The 23,766-nt window shown below is 34.7% G+C and carries 17 protein-coding genes; 10 read left to right on the forward strand and 7 right to left on the reverse strand.

Annotation, left to right across the window (positions count from 1 at the left end; translation table 11 throughout):
* Positions 1-371: 371 nt before the first annotated feature.
* The 6 genes from UABHE_RS24000 to UABHE_RS24025 are packed head-to-tail and all read left to right on the forward strand — an operon-like array spanning position 372 to position 9,330.
* Positions 372-5,408: a protein kinase gene (locus tag UABHE_RS24000; RefSeq protein ID WP_372365843.1), complete on the forward strand. Its 5,037-nt coding sequence runs from the start codon at positions 372-374 to the stop codon at positions 5,406-5,408.
* Between the two features lie 11 nt (positions 5,409-5,419).
* Complete coding sequence (locus UABHE_RS24005; protein WP_372365845.1) at positions 5,420-6,238, forward strand: XdhC family protein; 819 nt, start codon at positions 5,420-5,422, stop codon at positions 6,236-6,238.
* The gene (locus tag UABHE_RS24010) at positions 6,239-6,571 is read left to right on the forward strand and encodes an XdhC family protein (protein ID WP_372365846.1); all 333 of its coding nucleotides are present in this window, start codon (positions 6,239-6,241) and stop codon (positions 6,569-6,571) included.
* A 5-nt stretch (positions 6,572-6,576) separates the two neighbouring features.
* A complete protein-coding gene (locus UABHE_RS24015; protein WP_372365847.1) occupies positions 6,577-7,263 on the forward strand; it encodes an HD domain-containing protein in 687 nt (228 codons plus the stop codon).
* Between the two features lie 7 nt (positions 7,264-7,270).
* Positions 7,271-7,906 (forward strand): YkgJ family cysteine cluster protein, encoded by a 636-nt coding sequence (locus tag UABHE_RS24020; protein WP_372365849.1) that lies wholly within the window; start codon positions 7,271-7,273, stop codon positions 7,904-7,906.
* Complete coding sequence (locus UABHE_RS24025; RefSeq protein ID WP_372365850.1) at positions 7,906-9,330, forward strand: DUF92 domain-containing protein; 1,425 nt, start codon at positions 7,906-7,908, stop codon at positions 9,328-9,330. Before UABHE_RS24020 ends, UABHE_RS24025 begins: the two co-directional genes overlap by 1 nt.
* Before the next feature lie 14 nt (positions 9,331-9,344).
* Here the strand turns inward: UABHE_RS24025 and UABHE_RS24030 are convergent, their stop codons facing one another.
* Positions 9,345-10,844 carry a M48 family metalloprotease gene (locus UABHE_RS24030; protein WP_372365851.1) on the reverse strand — a complete coding sequence of 500 codons (1,500 nt, stop codon included), beginning with the start codon at positions 10,842-10,844 and terminating at the stop codon, positions 9,345-9,347.
* A gap of 25 nt (positions 10,845-10,869) precedes the next feature.
* Here UABHE_RS24030 and UABHE_RS24035 point away from each other — a divergent pair, with 25 nt between their 5' ends.
* Positions 10,870-11,175 (forward strand): hypothetical protein, encoded by a 306-nt coding sequence (locus UABHE_RS24035; protein WP_372365852.1) that lies wholly within the window; start codon positions 10,870-10,872, stop codon positions 11,173-11,175.
* Positions 11,176-11,238: 63 nt separating this feature from the next.
* On the opposite strand, the gene UABHE_RS24040 is transcribed toward UABHE_RS24035, so the two are convergent.
* Entirely contained in the window at positions 11,239-14,646 is a 3,408-nt protein-coding gene (locus UABHE_RS24040) for a WD40 repeat domain-containing serine/threonine protein kinase (RefSeq protein WP_372365854.1), read from the reverse strand.
* Between the two features lie 762 nt (positions 14,647-15,408).
* On the opposite strand from UABHE_RS24040, the gene UABHE_RS24045 reads away from it, so the two are divergent.
* From UABHE_RS24045 to UABHE_RS24055, 3 genes are read left to right on the forward strand one after another with little or no spacing between them, the layout of a single operon-like run.
* Entirely contained in the window at positions 15,409-15,861 is a 453-nt protein-coding gene (locus tag UABHE_RS24045; RefSeq protein WP_372365855.1) for a hypothetical protein, read from the forward strand.
* A 49-nt stretch (positions 15,862-15,910) separates the two neighbouring features.
* Positions 15,911-16,702 carry a hypothetical protein gene (locus UABHE_RS24050; protein WP_372365857.1) on the forward strand — a complete coding sequence of 264 codons (792 nt, stop codon included), beginning with the start codon at positions 15,911-15,913 and terminating at the stop codon, positions 16,700-16,702.
* 51 nt (positions 16,703-16,753) lie between these two features.
* On the forward strand, positions 16,754-17,944 hold the full coding sequence (locus UABHE_RS24055) for a CaiB/BaiF CoA transferase family protein (protein ID WP_372365858.1): 1,191 nt from the start codon (positions 16,754-16,756) through the stop codon (positions 17,942-17,944).
* Between the two features lie 138 nt (positions 17,945-18,082).
* Here the strand turns inward: UABHE_RS24055 and UABHE_RS24060 are convergent, their stop codons facing one another.
* From UABHE_RS24060 to UABHE_RS24080, 5 genes are all read right to left on the reverse strand, one after another.
* Complete coding sequence (locus UABHE_RS24060) at positions 18,083-19,372, reverse strand: Hsp70 family protein (protein WP_372365859.1); 1,290 nt, start codon at positions 19,370-19,372, stop codon at positions 18,083-18,085.
* 250 nt (positions 19,373-19,622) lie between these two features.
* Entirely contained in the window at positions 19,623-20,660 is a 1,038-nt protein-coding gene (locus tag UABHE_RS24065) for an SUMF1/EgtB/PvdO family nonheme iron enzyme (protein WP_372365860.1), read from the reverse strand.
* A 57-nt stretch (positions 20,661-20,717) separates the two neighbouring features.
* On the reverse strand, positions 20,718-21,827 hold the full coding sequence (locus UABHE_RS24070; protein ID WP_372365862.1) for a hypothetical protein: 1,110 nt from the start codon (positions 21,825-21,827) through the stop codon (positions 20,718-20,720).
* Positions 21,824-22,393, reverse strand: a complete 570-nt coding sequence (locus UABHE_RS24075; RefSeq protein ID WP_372365863.1) for a macro domain-containing protein — start codon at positions 22,391-22,393, stop codon at positions 21,824-21,826. Before UABHE_RS24075 ends, UABHE_RS24070 begins: the two co-directional genes overlap by 4 nt.
* On the reverse strand, positions 22,380-23,558 hold the full coding sequence (locus UABHE_RS24080; RefSeq protein WP_372365864.1) for a HEAT repeat domain-containing protein: 1,179 nt from the start codon (positions 23,556-23,558) through the stop codon (positions 22,380-22,382). The genes UABHE_RS24075 and UABHE_RS24080 overlap by 14 nt, the downstream gene beginning before the upstream one ends.
* Positions 23,559-23,766: the final 208 nt, after the last annotated feature.

The following is a 23,766-nucleotide window of genomic DNA, read 5'->3' on the forward strand; positions in this document are numbered from 1 at the left end:
TATAAAACTATGGTTTTGCGCCTTCAAAGTGCCTAGCTAAACACTCAAAATTAACTGCGTTATAGTGCGTAAAAACTTATGAATCAATGTACTTAATTTGACTTGCTCTAGTTAGCATCAAACAAAGGCGTGCCATCCGTTAGAAAAAAACGCGCTTTTTATTTGTTTTACGCTATATAATTCGTAATTGCTATCGTGATTGTACCACCGTTTATTCTCTGAAAAAGAAGCTATTTTTCTTTAAACACAGTAACAACTACAAACGGATAAAGTCACGCTCATGACCTAATTGATGGTACGCTCGCTAAGAGCTACAGTGTTTACAGGTATTTCAATGATGTTCTTTATAGACGCTAAATATCAGGAAGATAATGAAAATAGACAATGAACAATTAGATATATTACGCCGCGAGCGCGATCGTTATATTTTAAAACATAAATGGCGAAAAGCACTTAAGATCATAGAGCAAATGATTGCCATACAATCAAGTGCTTCTTGTTACACTAGGCACGCAATGATTTTAACTAAATTGCGTAAGTATGACGAAGCAAAGGATTCATTGCAAAAAGCATTGAAACTTAATCCTGATTATGAAAAAGCTCAACGCTTGTTAGATAAACTAAACGACAAATCCGTGCGCGTTGAAAAGGTGAAAACGAAACCTCATAGTTGGGATAAAGACGGAGTATACGAAAAATGGCAACAACTCCAAGAAATTTCTCACACAAAAGCAATTGATGTCGACAAATCCTTTACTCTAGGAATAGCTTTAAGTGCTAATCCTAAAATCAACGCAAATTTTGCTTCAGAAAAAACTATTCTCTATTCTGAAAATCAAGAACAGGAACCAAATGCAGAAGCTGAGTTTACAGTAAGTGGAAAAAGTTCTAGTTTAGAAAAGATAATGCGTGACTACCCTTCTATTGAACATTGTGCTATTGAAAAAAAAATAAACAGTGGTGGTATGGGCGTTATATATAAAGGAATACAAAAAAATTTACAACGCGAAATAGCCTTAAAAGCTATACAGCCGCGAATGGCAAAACATGACTATCAAAAAGAAAAATTTATTTCAGAAGCAATGGTAACAGCCTATCTTGACCACCCTAATATTATTCCAGTATACGATATGGGTGTTGGTGATAATGATGAATTATTGCTTACAATGAAGCTAATCAAGGGAGGTTCTTGGCACGAATTATTACATCCTTTTACACGAAGTCAACGCGAAAAAGCCGACGAATACGATCTAATTGCCCATCTTGAAATCTTGCAAAATGTGTGCAACGCTATTGCATTTGCTCATAATAAAGGTATTGTTCACAACGATCTAAAACCGGCAAATATCATGGTCGGAGAATTTGGAGAAGTTTTTGTCATGGATTGGGGAGTTGCTGTTGATATCACGACACCGCGCGCTTCTCAAGTACGAACTTTACACTTTGAAGATGTTGAATTTCCAATGGGAACCCCCAGTTACATGCCTCCTGAATTAGCAAAAGGTAAAGGTAAGAAAATAGGACCATGGACAGACGTTTATCTTCTCGGAGGAATATTGTATGAAATTCTCATGGGAAAGTCACCTCACAAAGCAAAAGATATCAAGGCATCAATATATCTTTCCTGTAATGAAATACCCGAATTTGATGACGATATTCCACAAGAAATTCGCGAAGTATGCGCCAAAGCTCTAGAAAAAAGTATTAAGCGTCGCTATCAAAATGTTAGTGATTTCAAAAAAGCTTTGCAAGATTTTCTACAACACCGCGAAAGTGTTATTATTTCGCAGCAGTCTCTTGAATTATTAGAACATTGCAATGAAAATATACGCGAATCACAGATTGTGAATAAAACAAATATTGAACGCAACCGCATTTACGACGATTTTGCAAAAGCATTAGCTGGTTTTCAACAAGCTATTAAGTTATGGAGCGAGAACAAGGATGCGGTATCTGGGCAATTCGCAGCGCGTTTTTCCTACGCAACAGCAGCTATACAAAATAGAGACTTAGGATTAGCAGAAGCACAAGCACTTGAAATAGAGGATTTTTTAAAAAGACAACAATTAATAAAACAAATCAAGATCGCCAAAGAAAAAACTATTCGTTCTTTGCGAATGGCTAAAGTATGGCGCCATGCTTTAGTAGCAGCAGTGCTTATTATTATTTCTACTTTGGCTTCGGGAATTTGGCTTATAAATAAAAGCCACAATAAAACTATCGATGCACGAGAACGCGCAGAACAATCGAGTAGTATGGCAATCGCACGAGCCAAAGAATTAGAAAAGCAAAAAGACCTTAATACAACTCAACGCGATAATGCTTTGGTCAACTTAGCTAATATTGCATTACGCAAAGCACAAGAAAATTATCATGAAGCGCAAGAAACGAAAGATTCTTCTCTATATGCTTACTGCGGTGTTTACGCAGGCTTAGCTTTTGAATATGTACGAGATGTTCCTCATCAGAAACACATCAAGCAAAAAAGCCAAGAACTTATTCGTTTAGCTTTACTTCATTCTCCGATTATTTGGCAAACACCTCACATCTACAAATGGACACTAAATACCCTTTCTTATAGTAAAAACGGAAAATATATCGCCTCAGGCGCAGAGGACAATACTGTGCGCTTGTGGGATACGCAAACAGGGAAACAAATACGGATTTTCGATGGACACTCTCAAGGTATAACTGCTACTGTTTTCGTTAATGACAACACTATTATTTCTGCGTCTAAAGATAAAAGCCTTCGAGTATGGAATTTAGAACAAAGCGATTCTGTAAGTGTTCTAAATGGACACAAAGAACAAATAACTTGTATCGCTCGTTCGAAGAAGCGACTTGTTTCTGCTTCAGAAAGCGGCGAATTATTTCTTTGGGATCTAGTTGACAATAGTTCTATTTTAAAGAATATTGACGGAAAAATCACCACTATCGCTTTTGTTACTCCTCATATTATTGCTGTTAACCAACAAAACAACATTTATCTCTGGAACTGGAAAGAGAATAATCATCGTCTTTTAAAGGGTCACAACAAACCAGTAACAAAAATAATAGCACTAAAAAACAGTTTACTTGCTTCTGCTTCCGAAGATGGCATTATTCGACTATGGAATTTGAAAAACAATAATATCGATATCCTAGGCAGTCATACCGATGCTATTTACGATTTAGATTACATCGCAAATAACAATCAACTTATATCTATAGCAAAAGATGAGACAATTGCCTTGTGGGATATCGAAGCTAAAAAACTTGTGGGACAATTTTCGATTTCAAGTTCTTCTTATGACAGAATAAAAACAAATCCTAATGGAAAAACATTCATACTCACAGGAAAGAATGCTAGTACAGAATTGTGGAGTATATCAGCGCAAAAGAAGATTACACCCAAGAATTATACGGTGGGAAGTCTTGAACAAGTAGCTTTTTCACCCACAACGGAGATTCTTGCTTCTTGTACAAGAAAAGTCATTTGTATCTGGAATAGTAAATCTGGAGAAAAAATCGTTGACTTACATCATAATGAGAAAATCATTCGTGCTATTGAATTTACAAACGATGGGCAGTATTTATTTTCCGCTATTGGCCAAAAAATTATTGTTTGGAACACTGCTACCTGGCAAAAACAAAATGAAATATTGCTCGATGAAATTGCTTTATCCATTTCTTGTTCTATCGATGGCAAAAATATAGCTGCTGCCCATGTAAGCGGTAAGCTAACAGTTTGGAATGTAAAAACGCTTTCGAAGATATTTACAACTCAGGCACACGATACTGGAATAACTTGCGTTAAGTTTTTCTCTGATAATCGATTGGCATCTGCCTCTTTAGACAAAACTGTAAAAATATGGAAATTAGGGCAAAGAAAACCAAGTAAAATATTACGCGGTCATACCAATATTATCTACAGCTTGGCTTTTAATCGGCAGCGAAATTTATTAGCCACTAGTTCTCTAGATCGCACCATAAGAATTTGGAACGTAAAAACTGGCAAACAAGTCAAAAGTTTATTAGTAAATAATGTCGCATCGAAATTAGATTTTGCTCCACACGGAAAAACTATCGCTTTTGGTTGCTATGATTACAACAATACAATTAAAATATATGATATAAATCTTGGAGAAAGAATTCGTACCCTAAAGGGACACAACAGTCAAGTACATTGTGTACGTTATAACAAAGATGGTAGTATATTGGCTTCATGTTCAAATGATAATAGTGTAAAAATGTGGCGTGTTAGCGATCATAAAAAATTTCGTGTACTCAAAGCACACAAAAATGGCATTGTACATCTTTCTAATTTTGGCAAGACACTCATTTCAACTTCTATAGATAAACAAATTATCAGTTGGGATATAGGTAAAGGTAAAACTTTACGTACTTTCCCTGGGCAGAAAGATTTGATTTTAAAAACAGCACAGAGCTCTAATGGTTCTACAATTGCGACAATTTCAACCTCTGGACGTGTAAACGTTTGGAGCGTACACTCAGGAAGTCTTTTGACATCTTTTGTAAATAAACAATGGAATTTTCGAACCATTACTTTTACTCCAGACAACAAATATATTGTTTTAAGTACTCATAAAAATATTTTACAAATAGTTAATATCAAAAATGGAAAAATAAAGAGATCTCTACGTAGACATAAAGACAAAATATCCACTGTTAGCTTTAATTCTGATGGTTCGATGTTAGCATCAGCAGGACATGATGGAATTATTTGCTTGTGGCGCTATAAAACAGGGGAGCATATAAAAACTTTTTCTGGCCACAGAGATGTTATTAATCAAATTGTTTTTAGTTCTGATAATCAGTCGATGATTTCGGTTTCTGATGACGAAACTATTCGTATTTGGAATTTGCAAAGCGGTCAACAACAATATAGTTTAACAGGTCATACAGAAGCAGTATCTTCTGTTACTTATCTTTCTAAAAATGTAATTGCTACGGCTTCTATAGATAAAACAATACGTTTATGGAATTTAAATACTCAAAAAACTTTGCGCATACTTCGGGGACACAAAAACGCAGTAACTTCCTTAGTTTATATCAAAGAGTTAGATGTTTTAGCCTCGGCTTCTTTTGATACAACCATACGTTTATGGGATATGAAAATTGAAAAACCTAACACCAAAAACTTGACGATACACAACAAGAACACCATTAAATTTTACGATACAGTCATTGGAGAAGAAATATATGTAACACGTGATATACGCATTTTTGAACACTTCTTAGACTGTAGCATACATTTTCGTCAAAAAATACCACAATGGTTATTTGAACTTTATTTAGAGAAAAAAACGCAAAAACTTACAGAGAGTATATTTGGGTATAAAGTAAACAACGAACTAGCCATTGAAAAACTAAAGCCAATACATTTATGGCAATATAAAATAGAGTAAAAGAGGATTTTATGCATCTTGTTGACAAAGTCATTGAATTTACCAAGGAACAAATACCTTTTGCTTGCATTCATGTTTATGAAAAAGGTTCGTTCGATATTCCTTTGGGAATGGTCACCGTTGTGACTCAGACCGAACATTTTTCTATAATTGAAAACGCTAATTTAGATCTGTTTTTTATTAATGCTGCTCGCGAAATTCTAGAAGACAATCATTCCTGTGAATTGCGTATTGCTAATAACAATACAAGAGAAACAAAAGCTTTTGTAGAAGTATTTCCCCAAGCACAAAAGCTAGTCATTCTCGGCGCAGGTCATATTGCATTGCCTCTGCACCAGTTAGCAAAATTAATGGGATTTGATGTTTGTGTCATTGACGATCGACCTGACTATGCAAATAGCGAACGTTTTCCTGAAGCAAACAATGTAATTGCAGAAGATTTTTGCGAAGCATTATCTACCTTACCGACAAATAAACACACGTATTACGTACTCATTACTCGTGGCCACACATTCGATAGCACATGTTTAAAAATACTGCTAAATAAAGCGCACGCTTACATTGGCATGGTAGGAAGCCTACGTCGCCTAGAAGGTGTTTTTAAACTTTTAGAACAACAAGGTTACACACGTGAACAATTAAGTTCTATTCATGCACCTATTGGTTTGCCTATAGGTGGAGATCGGCCACAAGATATTGCTCTTAGTATTATCGCCGAAATCACCAGCGTTCAAAATAGAGGTGGGCAGTGGTCACAATCTCTCAAAACACAATTTCGACATCTGAAAAAAAGTTTAGTGTCGAAGAAAATTTTGCAGTGGGATAGTTAAATGCATACAGAGTTATATAAAAATATTCAAAAATACCGAAATGCTCATCTAGATTGTGTTATAATCACTATAGTTTCCGCCAGAGGTTCTACTCCTAGAAAAACAGGAGCCAAGATGGCTATTTTCCCAAATGGAAAAACAGTGGGAACCATAGGTGGTGGTTGTGTCGAATCGCAAATACGTCAACAAGCTTTAGATGTTCTTCTTGAAACACACGAGAGCTGTGTTGCTACCTGTCATCTCAATGATAAAGTAGGCGTTGAAGATGGCGATATTTGCGGTGGAAGTCTTACAGTGTTTATTGAATATATTCCAGGTGAAAACCTGCACTAACTAATATGAATAAAACAAATAATAATCGTAGAGCTATTGCTCTAGAAGCAGCAAAGATGTTACACGCACAGCAAGAAATTGATTACTATATTGCCAAGAAAAGAGCGGCGCAAAGTTTAGGTATAAGCTTTTTCCACAAGGAAAACGTTCCTTCAAATAAAGAAGTGCGCCATGAATTACAACGCTTAATTTACTTTTACGAGAGTCCAAATTTACGAGAATCTGTAGATAAGTATAATGAATTTAAAATGTTGCTCCTTCCTCTTGAAGATATTAAACATAACTCTTCACATCCTGAAGGAGATATGTTGTACCATTCTTTACAAGTCTTTGAATTAGCGAAAGAATGGCATGGCTATGATGTTGAGTTTTTACAAGCGGCCTTACTTCACGACATTGGTAAAGCCTTTGACCCTCAACATCATGCCGCGGCAGGAGCTCACGCTATCGAAGGTTTAGTATCAAAGCGTGTTTTTTTTCTTATTCGTTATCATAGCGAGGCACAACTTCTCGCTAAAGGGAAACTAGGGCACAAAGCAAAAGTAATACTAAAACAAAGTGAATATTTTTCTGATCTAACAGAATTAGACGAATTAAATAAAGCGGGGCGCATACCTGGCGCTGAAGTATGTAGTTTAGATGAAGCATTGCTGTTTATAAAAAATACCGAACAAGAAATTGATGATTGGTAACAAAAAAATGGAAGAAAAAATAAATAAACTAACAGCGATCTACGAAAAAATAGAAAACCAAGTTGATAACCTCAAAAAGAAAACTTGCGTATCTTGTATTGTAAACTGTGGAGAATGTTGCAAACGTTTTGAGCCATATATTTCGGTTTTAGAGGCGGTACCACTAGCAAAATATCTACGTAATCACCCTGAAAAACACAAATTATACAAACGCAATGTAGAACAAAACAAAGTAAAGTGGAATGCTTGCCCATTTTATGACAATGAAACTCATTGTACTGTTTATGATATTCGTCCTTTAATCTGTAGATTATTCGGTTTTTCTGCTAATCGCAATCGACAACAAAAAATTATCTTTGCTACATGCACAAAAATAGAGCAAGAGATGCCAGAAAAAGTCAAAGTAGCGCGTATCTTAACGGCAAAAGGTTTGGATGTTCCTATATACCAAGATATTGCTCAGGAAATTCAAGATATTGACTTTGTCATGGCTACAGACTACCATCCTTTTTCTAAAAGTGTAAAAATCGCAATGGATAATTATGATAGTATTATGCAAGATAATTTTCAAAAGACAGAAAATTCAGCACACAGCTTTTCTGATCTATTGCGGCGTAAAATTCGCACAGGTGAGTTTTTGTAATGTATTTTGACTTAACGCAATTTTCCTACAGCGCGATTTCCATTCTTTTCAATGTGGCTATCGTTGTTAGTGGTGAACTTCTATATATAAAAGGTAATTGGCAACACGAAAACGCCAGAAAATTTATTCATATAGGCGTGTGTCATTGGTGGATTGTCGCTAGCTGGCTAGTCACAAATCAATTTTACGCATTATTACCAACAATTTTATTTATAATTCTCAACTATGCTTCTTATCGCTGGAAATTGGTAAAAAGCATTGAGCGTAGTAAAGGCAAAGAAGATTTAGGAACAGTATACTACGCTGCAACGTTGCTTGTTCTTGTTTGTTTCAGTTGGGGACAAGAACAACAACAAAACGCTGCTCTTATTGCAGTGCTAATTTTAGGTTATGGCGATGGCTTAGCAGCTGTTTTCGGAAAAAATTGGGGTAAAAAATCGTTTTCTGTGCTTGGCAGCAACAAAACAATTCTTGGTAGTAGCACAATGTTTGTTGTAAGTTTTATCATTGCTTATATCTGTCTACCAACAACAAATATCTCAATTATTCTTAGCCTCAAAATAGCAATAATCGCTACTTTACTTGAAATAAGCACTCCATATGGTTTCGATAATTTAAGTGTTCCTCTTGTGGTTTTTTTCTTCATTTTGTTTTCGCAGTTTTTTGCGATCATTCTCCTATTTTTATTAGCGTGGATAATTGTTATCGTTGCATACCAAAAAAAATCGCTAACAGGGGACGGAGCTATTGCCGCAATGATATTAGGAAGTGTTATTGTATTTTGCGCAGGCGAAATGGGTATTATTGCACTACTGTTATTCTTCATTTCATCGTCTTTACTAAGTCGCCTTTGTAAAAAAGACAAGTATGACGCTGAGGAAAAATTTGAGAAAACAAGTCATCGTGACGCTTTTCAAGTATTGGCAAATGGAGGGGTTGGTACTATTTGTGCATGCGTTTATTTCTTTACCGACAATAACGTTTTTCTATGGGCAACTATCACTAGTTTTGCAGCAGCTAACGCTGACACCTGGGCAACAGAATTAGGCATTCTCAACAAAAAAGATCCCATATCTCTACGTACTTTGTCCCGCGTTCCCAAGGGAACATCAGGTGCTGTCAGTAGTATGGGATTTGTTTACTCTTTATTAGGCTCTGCTTTTGTAGTGTTACCATCCGTCATGATTTACGACTATCGTAATTTTAAATTAATGGCAATCATAACTGTATCCGGTCTTCTCGGCAGTATTGTTGATTCAATACTCGGTGCTTTTTATCAAGTAGTCTATCGTGATGAAAATGGTAATGAAACGGAAAAAAAGCACCAAACGCGTATAAGAGGATTTGTCTGGATAAACAATGATCTCGTTAATATTTTAGGTATTTCATCAGCAGCAATCATTGTGATTATTTTTTTAAATTAGAGCCTAACGTACTATCATTTGGATTCAATTAAGTTTTCAATATCCGCAAGCCATTTCTCTTCGTGTTGTAGTGTATGCGAAGTTACTATCCTAGCTTTAGTTTTTTGCCAGTATATACGAGCCATATTTATATTGCCTGCAAGAGCATAACTTTGCGCTGTTAGAGCAACGGCATAATCACCATAGTTTGAATTTTCATCACTTATTTTTCCAAACATCATAGCACTTGTACTATAATTTTTATTTTGGAAGTGTATATTTGCCAATTGATAAACATTCCTAGTGCCAATTCCATTTGCAATCATATGGCCATACACACCATTTAAACTGCCACTGGTTCTCAAAAAAACGGAGAGTATTTGAGGTGTTACTAGTAACATTACCGCTAAAAAAATGACGAAAATCATTTTGTGGTTTTTAGGCGGAGGTGCTGGACGCGAGAAATCTGGTGTAACTCCAGAATCTAACATACGATCATATAAATGTGGATGAGTGAGGTTTTTTGTCACGACCGCAGGAATAAGATTAACTTCATGTACTTTTTCTAAAGCAGAAGCATACGCTTTGTTATCCATATTTTCGCTAACAAAAGCGTCTATTTCCTGTTCTTCACGAACAAAGATTTTTAGAGCAATATTTTTTATCACAATAATCAAAAGAAAAATCGGGATCATCCAGTAAAGAGACACTTCATAAACAGAGAGTATGTAATAACTACTCACCAAAAGAAAAGGTACTGCACAAAAAAAGCTACGCGCGGTGTTTTGCTTTTTCTCAAAGTGTTGGTATTCGTGTAACATAATACTTTCTAATTGAGCGCGATCTAATAAACGGTAAAGTTTCTCACTTACACAAATAGCTCCGCACATTGTCATTGCAAAAGCATTTGCAGATCTGTGATAGAAAAGATAAGTGGTGATGTTCTTATCACTCGGTAGCATCTCTTGCAATTGCGGTGCTGGAATTATGAGTTTCAACCACTTAGTTATCATCAAAGACCATTTAGTGATCATAAGCCAAGTACACATTGCAAATAGTACAATCCACAACCACAAATAACTCTGTGGTATCAAAAAACACATTGCCATGAAAATAAGTGCAACAAGTAAATGCGGATATAACAACAACCACGAAGAACCTAAAGATTTAATAGTGCTTACCTGAGAAGTAGCAACATATAAACGATATATTTTTGAAGATGTCGTAATACATGCAAACAAAGCAATCGCCGAAAACCACCACAATTTTAAAATTAAAGGTGTTATTTCATATATTTGATATCTGTAAGTAGAGAAAATAGTTATAATTGCAACAGGAAAAACAACGACAAGAGAACCTGCACCTACGCGAGCAGAAAATAGAATCCTTGCCTTCTCAGACCAGTGACTTTCATCAGAAAGTAACTTGCCAACACAGAATTTCCAAGACATTTTAGTTAGTAAAATAGCGCATAGTACATAAAATACCGACAGTATGATTATATGAAAAAATTCCAACCATAAAAAAACAGCCATAAATAATCCTTTTATTGGAAATATAATGAAATTTGTAAGAACTATTATAAAGAATAGACAAAGAATAACAATATACTTGCATTTGTTTTTTGCAGTAGAATTCGTTCTTTGGGTGCACTATGACATTTATAACCAGTACAAATGGTTGATATTGCCTATTTGGTTTTTAACTGTAGTTATTGGTGATTGGTTGCTAGTATTTTCATTTGTGATACTACCTCTCATTTCACTTTTATTCTGTAGTACGCAAAAAACGTTTGGTTATTCCTTTCTTGGACACTTAGTTCTGAGTTTTATTCAGTGCAAAGCGCTTGTAATATTACTTTCATGATTGTTCAATAAAATTGTTATATCAATTCATATTTACAAAGTTAGGTTGTCACTAATTACTGATTTATTTTAGTATACCTTCGCCACTCCAAATTTTAATATAGCCTTGTCTGTCTCCAGAAATAAGTTTTTTGCCATCCGAGCTAATTGCTAAAGTTGTTACAGCAGCGAAATGTTCTCTAAAAGTTAAAATAGAGGTGTTTACTATTTTCGTTTTGTCTCCTTTTTTCGGTATTTTCCACACTTTAATTGTATGATCATCACTGGCAGAAATGATTCTGTTTTTATTTGGAATAAAAATACAGCTGTTAACCTTTTTGGTATGTCCGTAAAAAGTAAAAAGTTTTTTTCTAGATACGAGATTCCACAAATCAATGCTATTTCCTTCACCCGCCACAATTTTTATATTGTTTGGGTCTTTGTTGAAACTAAAACACTGATAATTTCCTTGTAATAAACGTGGTTTTACAGTAACTTTACCTGCGTCATCTATACCCCAAAACCCTATTGGTCCTCTATTCTTTCCAACAACAGCAAAAAATTTATTATTTGGAGAGAAAGCACAAAATCGAAGAGAACGTTTTTCCCAATGGGTTTTGATAAAAGTTTTTCTGTTTAAGTTATATTCATTTTTGTTAAAAGCTGTTTTCCAAAGTGCTATTTCTCCTTCCCATCCTATAGCCATTGCAAGTTTTCCATCAGCGCTTAAATTGCCAGAAGTAGAATTAAAGTCAAGAGAGAGTCTTAGTAATTGTTTGCTACTTTTTAAACTATAAATTCCTGCCCGTTTAAGAGCTGTTGTAAGCAAAAATATTTTATCATCATCTGGGAGAATGCTGCCATGAGATAAACTAAACAAGCGGCTATCAAAACTAGCAAGAAACCTGTTACCATTATTACTATTCCAAAACATGGGTGTAGTTGCTAACTTAGTGACTGTAGATATTATTTTGTTACTAGGACTGAATTTACAGTGAATAATTTCATTAGATTGTCTAGGGAGGGTTATCGGATTTTTTTCGAGTTTTTTTAAATTCCAAATTTTAATAGGTTCTTTTGTATTATTGGTTGCAGAAATAAGATAATCATTGTCTGTAATAAAACAATTTAAAATTTCACCAATATGGCCAAAAAAGGTCTTTAATTTCTTGCCTGTAGCTACTTGCCAAACTTTTAGAGTGCCATCTCTTCCACCGGAGACCAAAAGTTTATCGTTTTTGGTAAACGCTACATTTAGGGCATCACCGAGATCATTAAATATCTTTAGTTTTTTTCCATCGGCAACTCTCCAAATAATAATGTTTTTATTACTAGATGTAGCTAATAATTTACCACTATGACTAAACTTACATTGATTTACTGATGTTGTGTGGCTAGATAATTTTCTTATCAGTTTACCAGTTCTCGTTTCCCATATTTTTACAAACGTATCTTCACCTACACTTGCGAAAATTTTACCTTTAGGAGAAAATTCTACATCTAAAACAGCAGCATTAAAATTTTCTACAGAAGTTATTATCTCTTTTATTTTTTTACCGCTATAAATATCCCAAAGAATTATGTTTCGTATGTCTTTGGTATTTTTTTTACTAGGTAAATATTCTTCTTTTCCTCGATAACTACAAAGAACAATTCTACCTGAAGGGTGAAATGCACAACTAATTCCATCACTATCAGAAGAAAGAACCTTGATTATTTTCCCTGTTTTAACTTCCAGCACTATTAATTTACTGAGGGGATTGTTCTTTGTTTTCTTTGTCAGAATAGCTACAAACTCATTTCTTGGACTAAAAGCAAAACTGCTGACATTATCATGTTTAAAATGTTTTGTCCATAATTTATTGCACTGAAAGCTTTTTGGATCTATTTTATATAAAATAACCTCTCCCCATCTAGCAACAGCCAATATTTTATTGTTATTGCTTAGCACAAACTCAGTTATAGATTGAATATCAATATTGTAAACCTCTTGGAAACATTTTTGAACAAGCCATTTCCACTCCCAACCATAATTTTTGTACCTCGGAACCTTCAATCTAAAGTTTTGTATTGTTCTTCGAGCTTGGTTGTAATAATTCTCTCTTTGAAATTCGTAAGCCAACTTTATATGAGTTTCATATAACGCTTTTGTCTTCTCTTTATTAGCTAATTTAACTTCCCTCAATATTTGCTGCTCTTTTACTTGAGCTAACTCTATTTGTTTTTGAGTTTTTCTTGCAAAATTTAGTGCTTCTTTTATTTCTCTCTCTTTTATTTGCGCAATTATTTTATCTTTCTCTGCTTTTTGCCAGCTAATAACTATCATCGTTATTCCAAAAACCACTGTAATAAAAAGAGAAAAAGCCATAGCACTAACAATTTGATTTCGCATAATCCATTTTTTTACAAGGCTTCTTTTCGTGGCAGCTTTAGCAATAATTGGGCGATTTTCGATAAAGTTTTTAAGATCTTTGCTTAAAGATTTTGCATCTTTGTAACGTTGAGAAATTAACTTTTCCAAGGATTTAAGGCATATAGATTCTAAATCAACAGGGATATTTGGGTTCAAAGAACGCGGTGCTACAGGATCATTTTCTATAATTTGGCAAGCAATATTAACAAAGCTAGAGCCTTGAAAAGGAGGGCGTTGGCACATTACTTGATAAAGAGTTGCTCCCAGTGCATATATATCAACGCTGTGATTTACCGGTTGTCCTAGTGCTTGCTCTGGTGGCATATAAGCCGGTGTTCCTAGAATACCATCACTCTGAGAAAAATCATTATCCATAATCTTCACTAGACCAAAATCCATGAGTACTGGTTTTTTTTCTCGAGTTAGCATAATGTTTGCCGGTTTTATATCTCGATGCACGATACCTGCTTTGTGAACTTGTTCTAGAGCTTGTGAACATTGTTGAAAAATTTCTGCTATTTGTTGATAACTAAACTTCCATATACTATTTTTAAGCACAGAACTTAAAGAATAACCATCGATATACTCCATGGTAAAGTAATTCTGCGGTACAGATCCTACCTCGTAAACCTCAATAATATTTGGATGGCGCAATTTCGCCATAGAACGCGCTTCTAACATAAACCTTTGGATTTGTTTTTCAGAAATATTGTTCTCTCTTAAAATGACTTTAAGTGCAACTGAACGCTGTAATTTATGATCGTAGACTTTGTAAACAGCACCCATTCCACCGCGCCCCAATTCTTCTTGTATTTGGTAGCAACCAAATTTGCTTCCTGGTTTGAAACCCTTTGTATTTACTGAAGCGTCAGTAGATATTTGATTAAACTGTACCCACATACCATTAAGTTCCTCAAAAGAAATCAATCTTTGGGAAATTAAAATGGAAGCAAAAGAAATATTTTTCTCGTTGACTCCAGTTTTTTGAAGGATATTAAAACAGTGCTGCAATTGCTGTTGACTAATTTTTTTATTTTGTAGTAAAAAATTGGCAAAATTTGCATCTTGATAAAATTTCATTTTATAGCCTTTAGGTTAATTTTTTCATTTTCTGTAACAGAAATTACAAAACAAAGAATAGTACAAATATAGTTGCTTAGGTATCAGATAATCTCACTATTGCTTGAGTCTTTAAAGGAATGAGAGAAGGCTAGTACGGATATAGAAAATAACCTCGTACTATTATTTGAGTTTTTAAGTAAAGGAATGAAGTAAGAAACCGCTGCTCTTTCACCCACTTTTCCTAGCGTAGATATAGCAGATAGTTTCACATTATCGTTTCAAATAAATTTAAGATTTTTAAATTTATTCTCACTCTATTGGCATCTAATCAAAAGATACAATTGCCTCTTGCCTTATAGAGATAGAGTTTAGTTTACTTTTACTAAGACAAGGAAGCTTCTTATATATATTCTAAATTAATTGATTTACCAGAGATATTATGAGTCAAAATACACAATTTTAATAGGATTAGTCCAGCTGAAATGTCAAACTTCATGTATCATTTTCTACAATAAGTGAGTTTATTTATGTAAAATAATTTTTGAAGAAGTTTTTATTGGTTATTATACATTATTTTAGCTAAAAGATTACCATCAATATATGTAATACCTTTATTCTACCGTTCTTTCTTGCGTCATTATTTAATAATAAATTATAAATTCAAACAGTTATTTTGTTAAAAAAATTTTCCAAATAGTCAATCTCTATCATCAATAATTACAATATCTTTATCAAGAAAATAAAGGTTGCATTAGCTGGAAGTAGTGGAGAAAACTACATATGAAATTAGAATTTGAATCGACAGTCAACAGCGATTCGGCAACATTGTGGAATTGGATTATTTCAAAGCGTGGAATTAATAGCGAGTTATTTCCACTTGTTTACATGACAAAACTCGACATTTTTTCTACAATAACCGCTGAAAATTTTGAGCCTGGTAAAGTTATTGTTAGTAGTTGGATTTTACTTTTTGGCTTTATTCCCGTTGATCGTTTGCGAATTACACCTGTGGAAATTGTCGAAGGACAGCATTTCATTGAAGAGTCACCTATGTTTACCATGAAAAAGTGGCGTCATGAACGTTATGTTATTCCTACTCAAAATGCTTGCCAAGTAAAAGATATTATTGTGTTTGAGCCATTAGCTTTTAAAACAATAGTTAGTATTTTTGTGAAATTACTATTTCGCAACCGTCATAAAAACTTGCGTAAGAAATTTTCTATTGTCAAATAGATCACAAAACGCAATTTGCTGAATTTATAAAAAGATATTAGGAGAAAACATGGGACGACTACATTTATTTGAATTTAACGACCAGAGCTGGTTTCCAAAATCTATGCGGGTTACGATGATGGAGTTACTTGTTGGTACTTACTCTTTTCTGAAAATATTTCAGCCTGTTTTTCCTAAGGTACACAATTTCATTGAAGACACTAATGAGCGAAATTTACAATTATTATGTGCTGGTGGTGGAGGGCCAGTAACAGAATTAGCAAGTTATCTAGAGAAACAAACTTCTTCTGATATTCAAATCACTCTTTCGGATAAATTTCCAAATACAGAGCGCTATGAACAACTAAAGCGTGAAGGAAAAGTAAATATTGACTTCGATGAAAAAAGCGTTGATATATTTGATTTACCTCCTAAAATTGAAGGAACGCGCGTTGTAATCAACGCAGTACACCATTTTCGAGAACATCAGGTCAAATCTATTCTACAAGACGCTTTTAATGATAAAGCTAACATTGTATTCTTGGAGCCGGTGCAAAGATCACCGCGCTGCTTTCTCAATATAGTGCTCGCTTTTCCTATTTTTATTTATTTGGGAATATTTGGTATACGTCCACTTAATTTTCGGAGGTTTTTGTGGACAGTGTTATTTCCTATTGTAAGCTTAGTTACCGTTTTCGATGGATTGATTTCGACGTTAAGAGCTTATAAACCCAAGGATTGGCAAAAAATGGTGGATGAGATTGATCCACAAAAAGATTATCATTGGCAAATAGGAGAAGCTAGTACTGCTTTTACAAAAGTCACCTATTTGATGGGGCGTTCTATTCTCGATCAAACATAGGTAACTTATAATGAATTATAAAAATTATTCTGCATCTTTAGAGGAAAAACAATGAGAAGTGCTTTAGAAGGTATAGTTGTTTTAGATCATACTTCTGCTCTTGCTGGGCCATATTGCGCACAATTACTTGGCGATTTTGGAGCGAATGTCATTAAAATAGAACAGCCAGGAAAAGGAGATCAATCTCGCGGCTGGGGACCTCCATTTGTTGGTGATGTCAGCGCTTACTACTTGGGAACAAACCGCAACAAACGCGGCTTAACTTTAAATTTAGGTAGCCAAGATGGACGAGACATCATGGCAAAGTTACTTAAAAAAGCTGATGTTCTTATCCACAACGTACCACGCAAATCTTCACGTCAAAAGTTGGGGCTAGATGAAAAATACTGTCACGGCTTAAATGAGAAACTTATTTGGGCAAGTATTTCAGGTTTTGGAAATACCGGACCATATGCTGAAAAACCAGGTTACGATGTTATTGCTCAGGGAATGGGAGGAGCAATGTCATTAACAGGCGAAAAAGATAGCGATCCAATGCGTTTTCCTACCCCAATTGCTGATATTACAACGGGTATTTATACAGCTCTCTCGATTGTTACCGCATTGTACGCCCGAACTCATACTGGTAAAGGACAAAGTATTGATAATGCTCTTTTCGATTGTCAGGTAACATGGCTCGCGAATGTCGCAAGTAGTTATCTCGCGACAAATAATCCACCGCAGAAAATAGGAAATACGCATCCTTCTATTGTACCTTATCAACCATTGCCGACAGCTGATGGATGGGTTATTGTTGGAGTGGGAAGTGAAAAACTGTGGCAGTCTTTTTTGCAAGTGATTAATTTCTCCGAAATCGCTGAAGACAAACGTTTCGAGAACAATACATTGCGTTTACAACATCGCCAAGAATTAACAGAACTGCTAGCAAAATGTTTGCGACAACAAAACAGCGCATATTGGTTAGAGAAACTTCAACAAGCCCGTATTCCAAGTGGGCCAATATACACTCCACAAGAAACTCTAAGTGACGAGCATTTGTTATCAAGAGGAATGGTTGTTGAGTTAGAACATCCGATGATTGGTTTAGTGAAATCATTGGGAAACCCGATGAACTTAACAGATACGCCTGTTAGTTATCGTTTACCACCACCGCTTTTAGGCGAACACTCTACTGATATATTGCGCGAATTAGAATATAATGAACAACAGATCAACGAATTACGCGATCAAAAAGTTATTTGAGTGTAGATTTAATAGAAACTTGAATTATCGATTTCCCAAGGGAAACACAATAGTAGTGGAGGACAGCGCCCTAAAAGTGCCAGATAGATTATCTCTCTGCATCTTTGTCTAGGGCGCTGTTCGATTACTCTAGTGTTTTCAGCTCGCTAAACTACGATAATTATCATTGTAGGCAATGTAAGCTAGTCCCATTGCAACACTCTCAAATAAAAATTTCGTTTCTATAATTTCTGCGCATGTGAAGTAGTTTTTTAGTAGCTCTTGAAAATAGAGCATCTTTGTAGACCCTCCAACCAAGACAATCTTATTCACTTCACTACGCTTGATATTAGATGTTTCTATTAAAATCGAAAAAGCATCAACAACATCGTTTTTATAACAAGTTAAGATTTCGTTAAATTCAACTTGAGTTAATTTTTCCTTTATCTCTAAATCGCCAATATTAAGATTAATATCCACTTCTAATTGATCAGATATTTCTATTTTAGCCAATTCTACCGCGGCAAAAATATAATGATACAATCTCTTATTTATACACTCTTTTAAAATATGTAATTGTGGAATGTCTGTTTCAGATTCCCATAAAATTTTGTCAATTTCAGCAATAATGCCTTTATCTTTTGAACGATTTAAATCATCATCTAACAAAACAAATGGAAGCGAGTTAGGAATCAATAATTTATTATTTTTATTATGCTTTCGGTCCAAGGTTTTACTTTTATATTCAACGCCTAGACCAAAATATTTTAAGATTTTATTCTCTATAATTTTTTTGGTGATATCATGACCACCTAGTTTAATTCCATGTGTTGATAAGGACTTGATATCAAAACGAGAGTTAAATTTAATAAGGTGAAAATCAAGAGTACTTCCTCCAAAATCGAAAACAAGAGCAGTATCTCCCTCTTTAAGCTGCTCCATATTGTTAATCATTGCGGCAACAGGCTCATAAACAAAAGAGACTTTCTTAAATCCAGATCGCCATGCTGCTTTTCTTAAGAAAGTCTTTGCCTGCTCATTTAAGTCATCAACAGAGCAAAAGTTCACAGGTATCCCAATTACAACTTCACTACATTCTTGTCCTGTATGTTTGTCACCTATATTTTTCACAGAAGAAATGTAATCGCAGACTATGTCAACATATGATTTTTTTCTATCGACAACAAAGGTGCTATCACTTCCTTCAATAGCTAGAGCAGATTTTATATTGCGAATAAAACGTCCCTTGTCAGTTGCGGAGTTCAGCATCATGTGTTGAGCATCGTTTCCGATATAACTCTCATATTTTGTATAATACAGTAATGTTGGCAAGCTTAAAGACAGTTCGGAAAGCTTTATAATATCTAACTTGTCATTCCAAAAAACCGATAACACTGTATTAGAAGCTCCAAAGTCTAATCCATACACTACATTTTGTTTGTTTGGCATAATAGCTCCGCTGTTACAAAAAATTTAAACCACAGTAAACAATAAAAAAGTTCTTTAGTTCAAAACCTGAACTAAAGAACTTTTTGAGATATATCCAATTTAATAATAACTATAGGCTAGAGCTTGTCATCAATTATATTAATAACTATCGTAATCGTAACCATAGTCGTGCCTCACTGTGATGACAGTCCTCAGCTAAGAGAAACTAAGAAGTATAACTATCAAAGTTACTCTATGAAAAGCACACTTTTTATTTCAATGACTTGCAAACGCGAAAACCGACATTGAATTTAAAGTGTCGTGCTGGTTTATGCATACGATAGGCTGAGCGACATTCTTTTACATCACTGTACCAACTTCCGCCGCGCATGATACGATCAAAACCTTTTTCTGCTCCTTTAGGATTTACAACATCAGCACTCGTATACTCTTCATAGATATCAGAGCACCATTCCATCACATTTCCACTCATATCGAATAGACCAAAGGCATTAGGTTTTTTTAAACCAACACGATGAGTTGTTCGACTACTGTTGTCCCAAAACCAAGCATATTCATTGGCATCTTGTGTACCCCAGTAGTACGATGAAGTTGTTCCTGCTCGATAAGCATATTCCCACTCAGCCTCTGTAGGCAAACGTAAATTGTTTTTTTCGCAAAATTTTTGAGCATCGCTCCATGAAATTCTCTCTATTGGCTTGTGCTTATCTTTAAAATAAGAAGGATTTCCTTGCATTATTTTTTGCCAAATAAGTTGAGTGATTTCATATTTTGAGATTAAAAAGCTGTCAATGGTCACTTTGTGTATTGGCTTTTCACTTTCTTGACCATAGCTACTTCCCATTTTAAAAGTACCTCCAGGAACAAGAACAAACTCAATTCCGGTATCTTCATGAACGTACTCTTTTACAGTGTTAGTTTTTTCTTCACAGCTATATGTTTTTTTACCTATAAAATTAAATCCTATAATATCTGATTTTCCAGTTTTATTAGGTAATTTAATACTCGGTTGCTCATCCGTTTCATCTTTATTTGCTAAACGGTCTTTTATTTTTTGTATTTCACGTTCAACATCGGATGAAATGCTATTTTCTTTTTTCGGACGTTCTATTTTATCTATTTTTTTTTCAAGCTCGGTGATTTTATTTTCCAAACGCTTTACCGTTTTTTCAAGTATAATGATCTTTTCTAAAGCTGCGTAAATCAATTCTTTATCATCAGCGTGAACGGCTGTTGTCATAAAAGTATAACAGCATATAAAAAAAAGGACCATTGTATATCTCATCATTGTAAATTCCTTACTCTAGTGTTCGGTAAAATTAAGTGTAGATGGGTATATTGAACCCTATTTTTGAATTTTGTATTCCATAAATTTTTTGGCCCAATTTTTTGCTTTGTAATACTCTAAACGCAATCCGTCACTTGAATGAGCAAATAAAAATGCATTGCGATATTGGGTTAAGAGATTTCTCAGAGGATTGATTTCTGTCCTACTTTGAACTAATTTCTGGGCGTATTTTTGTGCTTCATCTGCTAAGAACACTCCTCGTGGAGCATCACGCATTTTTGTAAGAAGCTCTAGTACTTCACCATTGTAAGCAAATAAAAATGCTTCTTGGTATTTTTCTAAAAGGCTTTGTTGTTTAGAAAACTCTGCATGAACTGCAATAAAGTTGCGCGCCCAGTTAACAGATTCTTCATCACTTAGTCTAAGGCCACCACTACTACGAGCAAATAAAAATGCTTCGCGATATTGTTCACCTAGCCCTAAATCAGAATCAACAACTCCGCGAGTTGCAATATAACTTTGTGCCCATTTGATTGCATCTTCAAAATTAAAATGAAGTCCTTCAGAATCGAAAGCAAACTCGAAAGCTACCACGTATTGCTCGATAAGACTCTTAGAACTGTAAAAACGAAAACGGTTTTGAATGAATTTATTTGCAATAACTACTGCACCGCTATGATCAGCTGCGATGAACGAATTACGACGGCAAAAAAAATATATTTCGCGATATAAGTCAATCATATCGAGATTTGTAAATAAAGGCTCAGAAGAAGAAAAAAAACTTTCAAGCCAGTTTTTCCCCTGCTCTTCGTTAAATACTACGCGATCTAAAAACGCATTGACTTGATTGCTAATATTTGCACGCAGAGGTATACTTCCGTACTCTAGAACACGAGTTTTTGCCCAAAGGTCTGCTTCATTTGTTGGCATTTCTAAAAATCTAATCGCAAACTCAAAAGCTTCTTGGTACTGTGTAACTAACGATCTTGAGCGAAAAACACCTTTTGTTTCAACGAAATTTTTTGCCCACAAGAAAGCTTGTCCATGTGTATAATGAAGCCCATTAGGGTTGCGCGCAAAATCATATGCTTCTAGATATTGTCTATCCAAAGAAGCTGACAACGAACATATAATTCCTATAAGGACCACTAACATTTTGTTTTTCATTTGGTACTCCACGCTTTTTCGTAAGCCATATAAGTAACTCTATCAAAAAGACACCATCCTACTCTTTTCAAAAACTTAGAGTTTTCTAGAGCACTGCTCACTGCTATTTTGCTAACTTCAGCAGCTTTTTCTACCGGGTAACCAAATATTCCTGTAGAAATAGATGGAAATATCAAGCCACTTATTTTGTTTTTTTCAGCAACAATAATACTATTTTTGTAACAATTTCCTAGTACAATATCTTCATTACGTACACCATTATGCCATACAGGTCCAACTGTATGAATTACATATTGAGCAGGTAAATTTCCGCCACTTGTTATTTTTGCATGCCCTGGCTTGCAACCTTTTTCTTTTTTAAAAATCTCCCAACATTCTTGCTTAAGTTGTTTTCCAGCTCGGTAATGAATAGCGCCATCGACTCCACCACCACCAAGTAAAGATGAATTTGCGGCATTGGCAATAGCTATTTCTTCTACAAACGTAATATCCCCCTTATACAAAACAATATCAATATTGTTTATCTGAGAAACAATTGTTGCAGAGGAAAGACTATTTCTTTGCATTGAGCTTTTCCAGTTTTTTCACCAGTTTTTCAAATCGCGGATGTTTACGTACATTACGCAAGTCTCCATCTTTGAGCATCCAGTCTAAATCTCGGTAGTTAAAATCTACTGATTTTTCTAAAGCAGCCATAGCCTCATCTATTTTTCCAGCCACAGAATATGCGCACGACAGGTTGTAATATGTAATTCCATTGTATGGACGAACAGCCACAGCTTTGTTTAAATAGATAATCCCATTCTTGGTATCGCCAATTTGTAAATACTTCATTCCTATTTCAAACAAAACATCATAGTCTTGCGGATTGAGAAATAGCTTTCGTTTCAATTGATTTAACTCAGCATCAAAACTCGTAGTATAACCTATATTGTACAGTATCTTATTAACAAGCCCTTTGATATAATTATCTAATTCGCGGTTTTGGCTTAGCGCTCTTCTCCTCATTAAGTCCATGGACCTTTTTACATGTAATCTTAATGTAGGTGTATAAACTTTTTTCAAATCAGCAAGACCTTCTCCGGCAAGAAATCTTAGTTGCAGAGCAACATCGCGATCACTATTTACATAATTATTTACATACTCATATTTATCATTGCTAAACATTTCAAGAAGTGGCAAAATCGCTTTTTCTTTCCATTTTTGTTGTAGCTTCGCAAATTGTCCGGTGAAATAACCAGCACTTCCATCGGGAGAAACATAATAAATCAACTCTTTTTCTACTTCCTTGTATACAATGCTTTTGGTTAAGTCTTTGATACTTTCGCGCACCTGCGGAAATGTCGTTTTAATTTTTTGTAATCGTTCTAATATCGAAAATTTATCAGAAAGATTCAACAACATGTAGGCCGCTTCATTGCGCACTCCTTTATCTTTATCTTGAAGCACATTAAGTAAGTGTTCTAAAGAAGTTTTAGTTCCTATTTGTCCTAAAACATAAGCTTTAACACGCCGCACTAGATAGTTATCTTTCGCAAAATTCTTCATCAATTCTGGAAGAATTTTATCACCTTGTAGTACTAGTTTTTCTGCAGTATGATTTCTTTCTATCGGATTTTCATTGTGCAAATTTTTTATTAAAGATTTTGTATATTCACTATTTGGTTTTTCACCTACAAGTATTGTTGTGGTAAAAAGTATCAAAGTGTATAGCATTATTGTTTTATTCATGAATGCGTACTCCTTACTACAGAAAATTTAAGTTAGTGGTTTTGCGACATATAATATCGACTAACTCAAGCTGCAATCTACAAAGTTGTTGTATTATTACTCCAACTCGATGTCCATAGTCTGAATCTTATCAGACGTAAACGCGACATCTAAAGCTAATGTATATTGAATACCGTGAGTTATCTAGTATTAGTATGTTCTATATTAA

Source organism: Candidatus Uabimicrobium helgolandensis, assembly GCF_041508025.1.
Lineage (GTDB): Bacteria > Planctomycetota > Uabimicrobiia > Uabimicrobiales > Uabimicrobiaceae > Uabimicrobium > Uabimicrobium helgolandensis.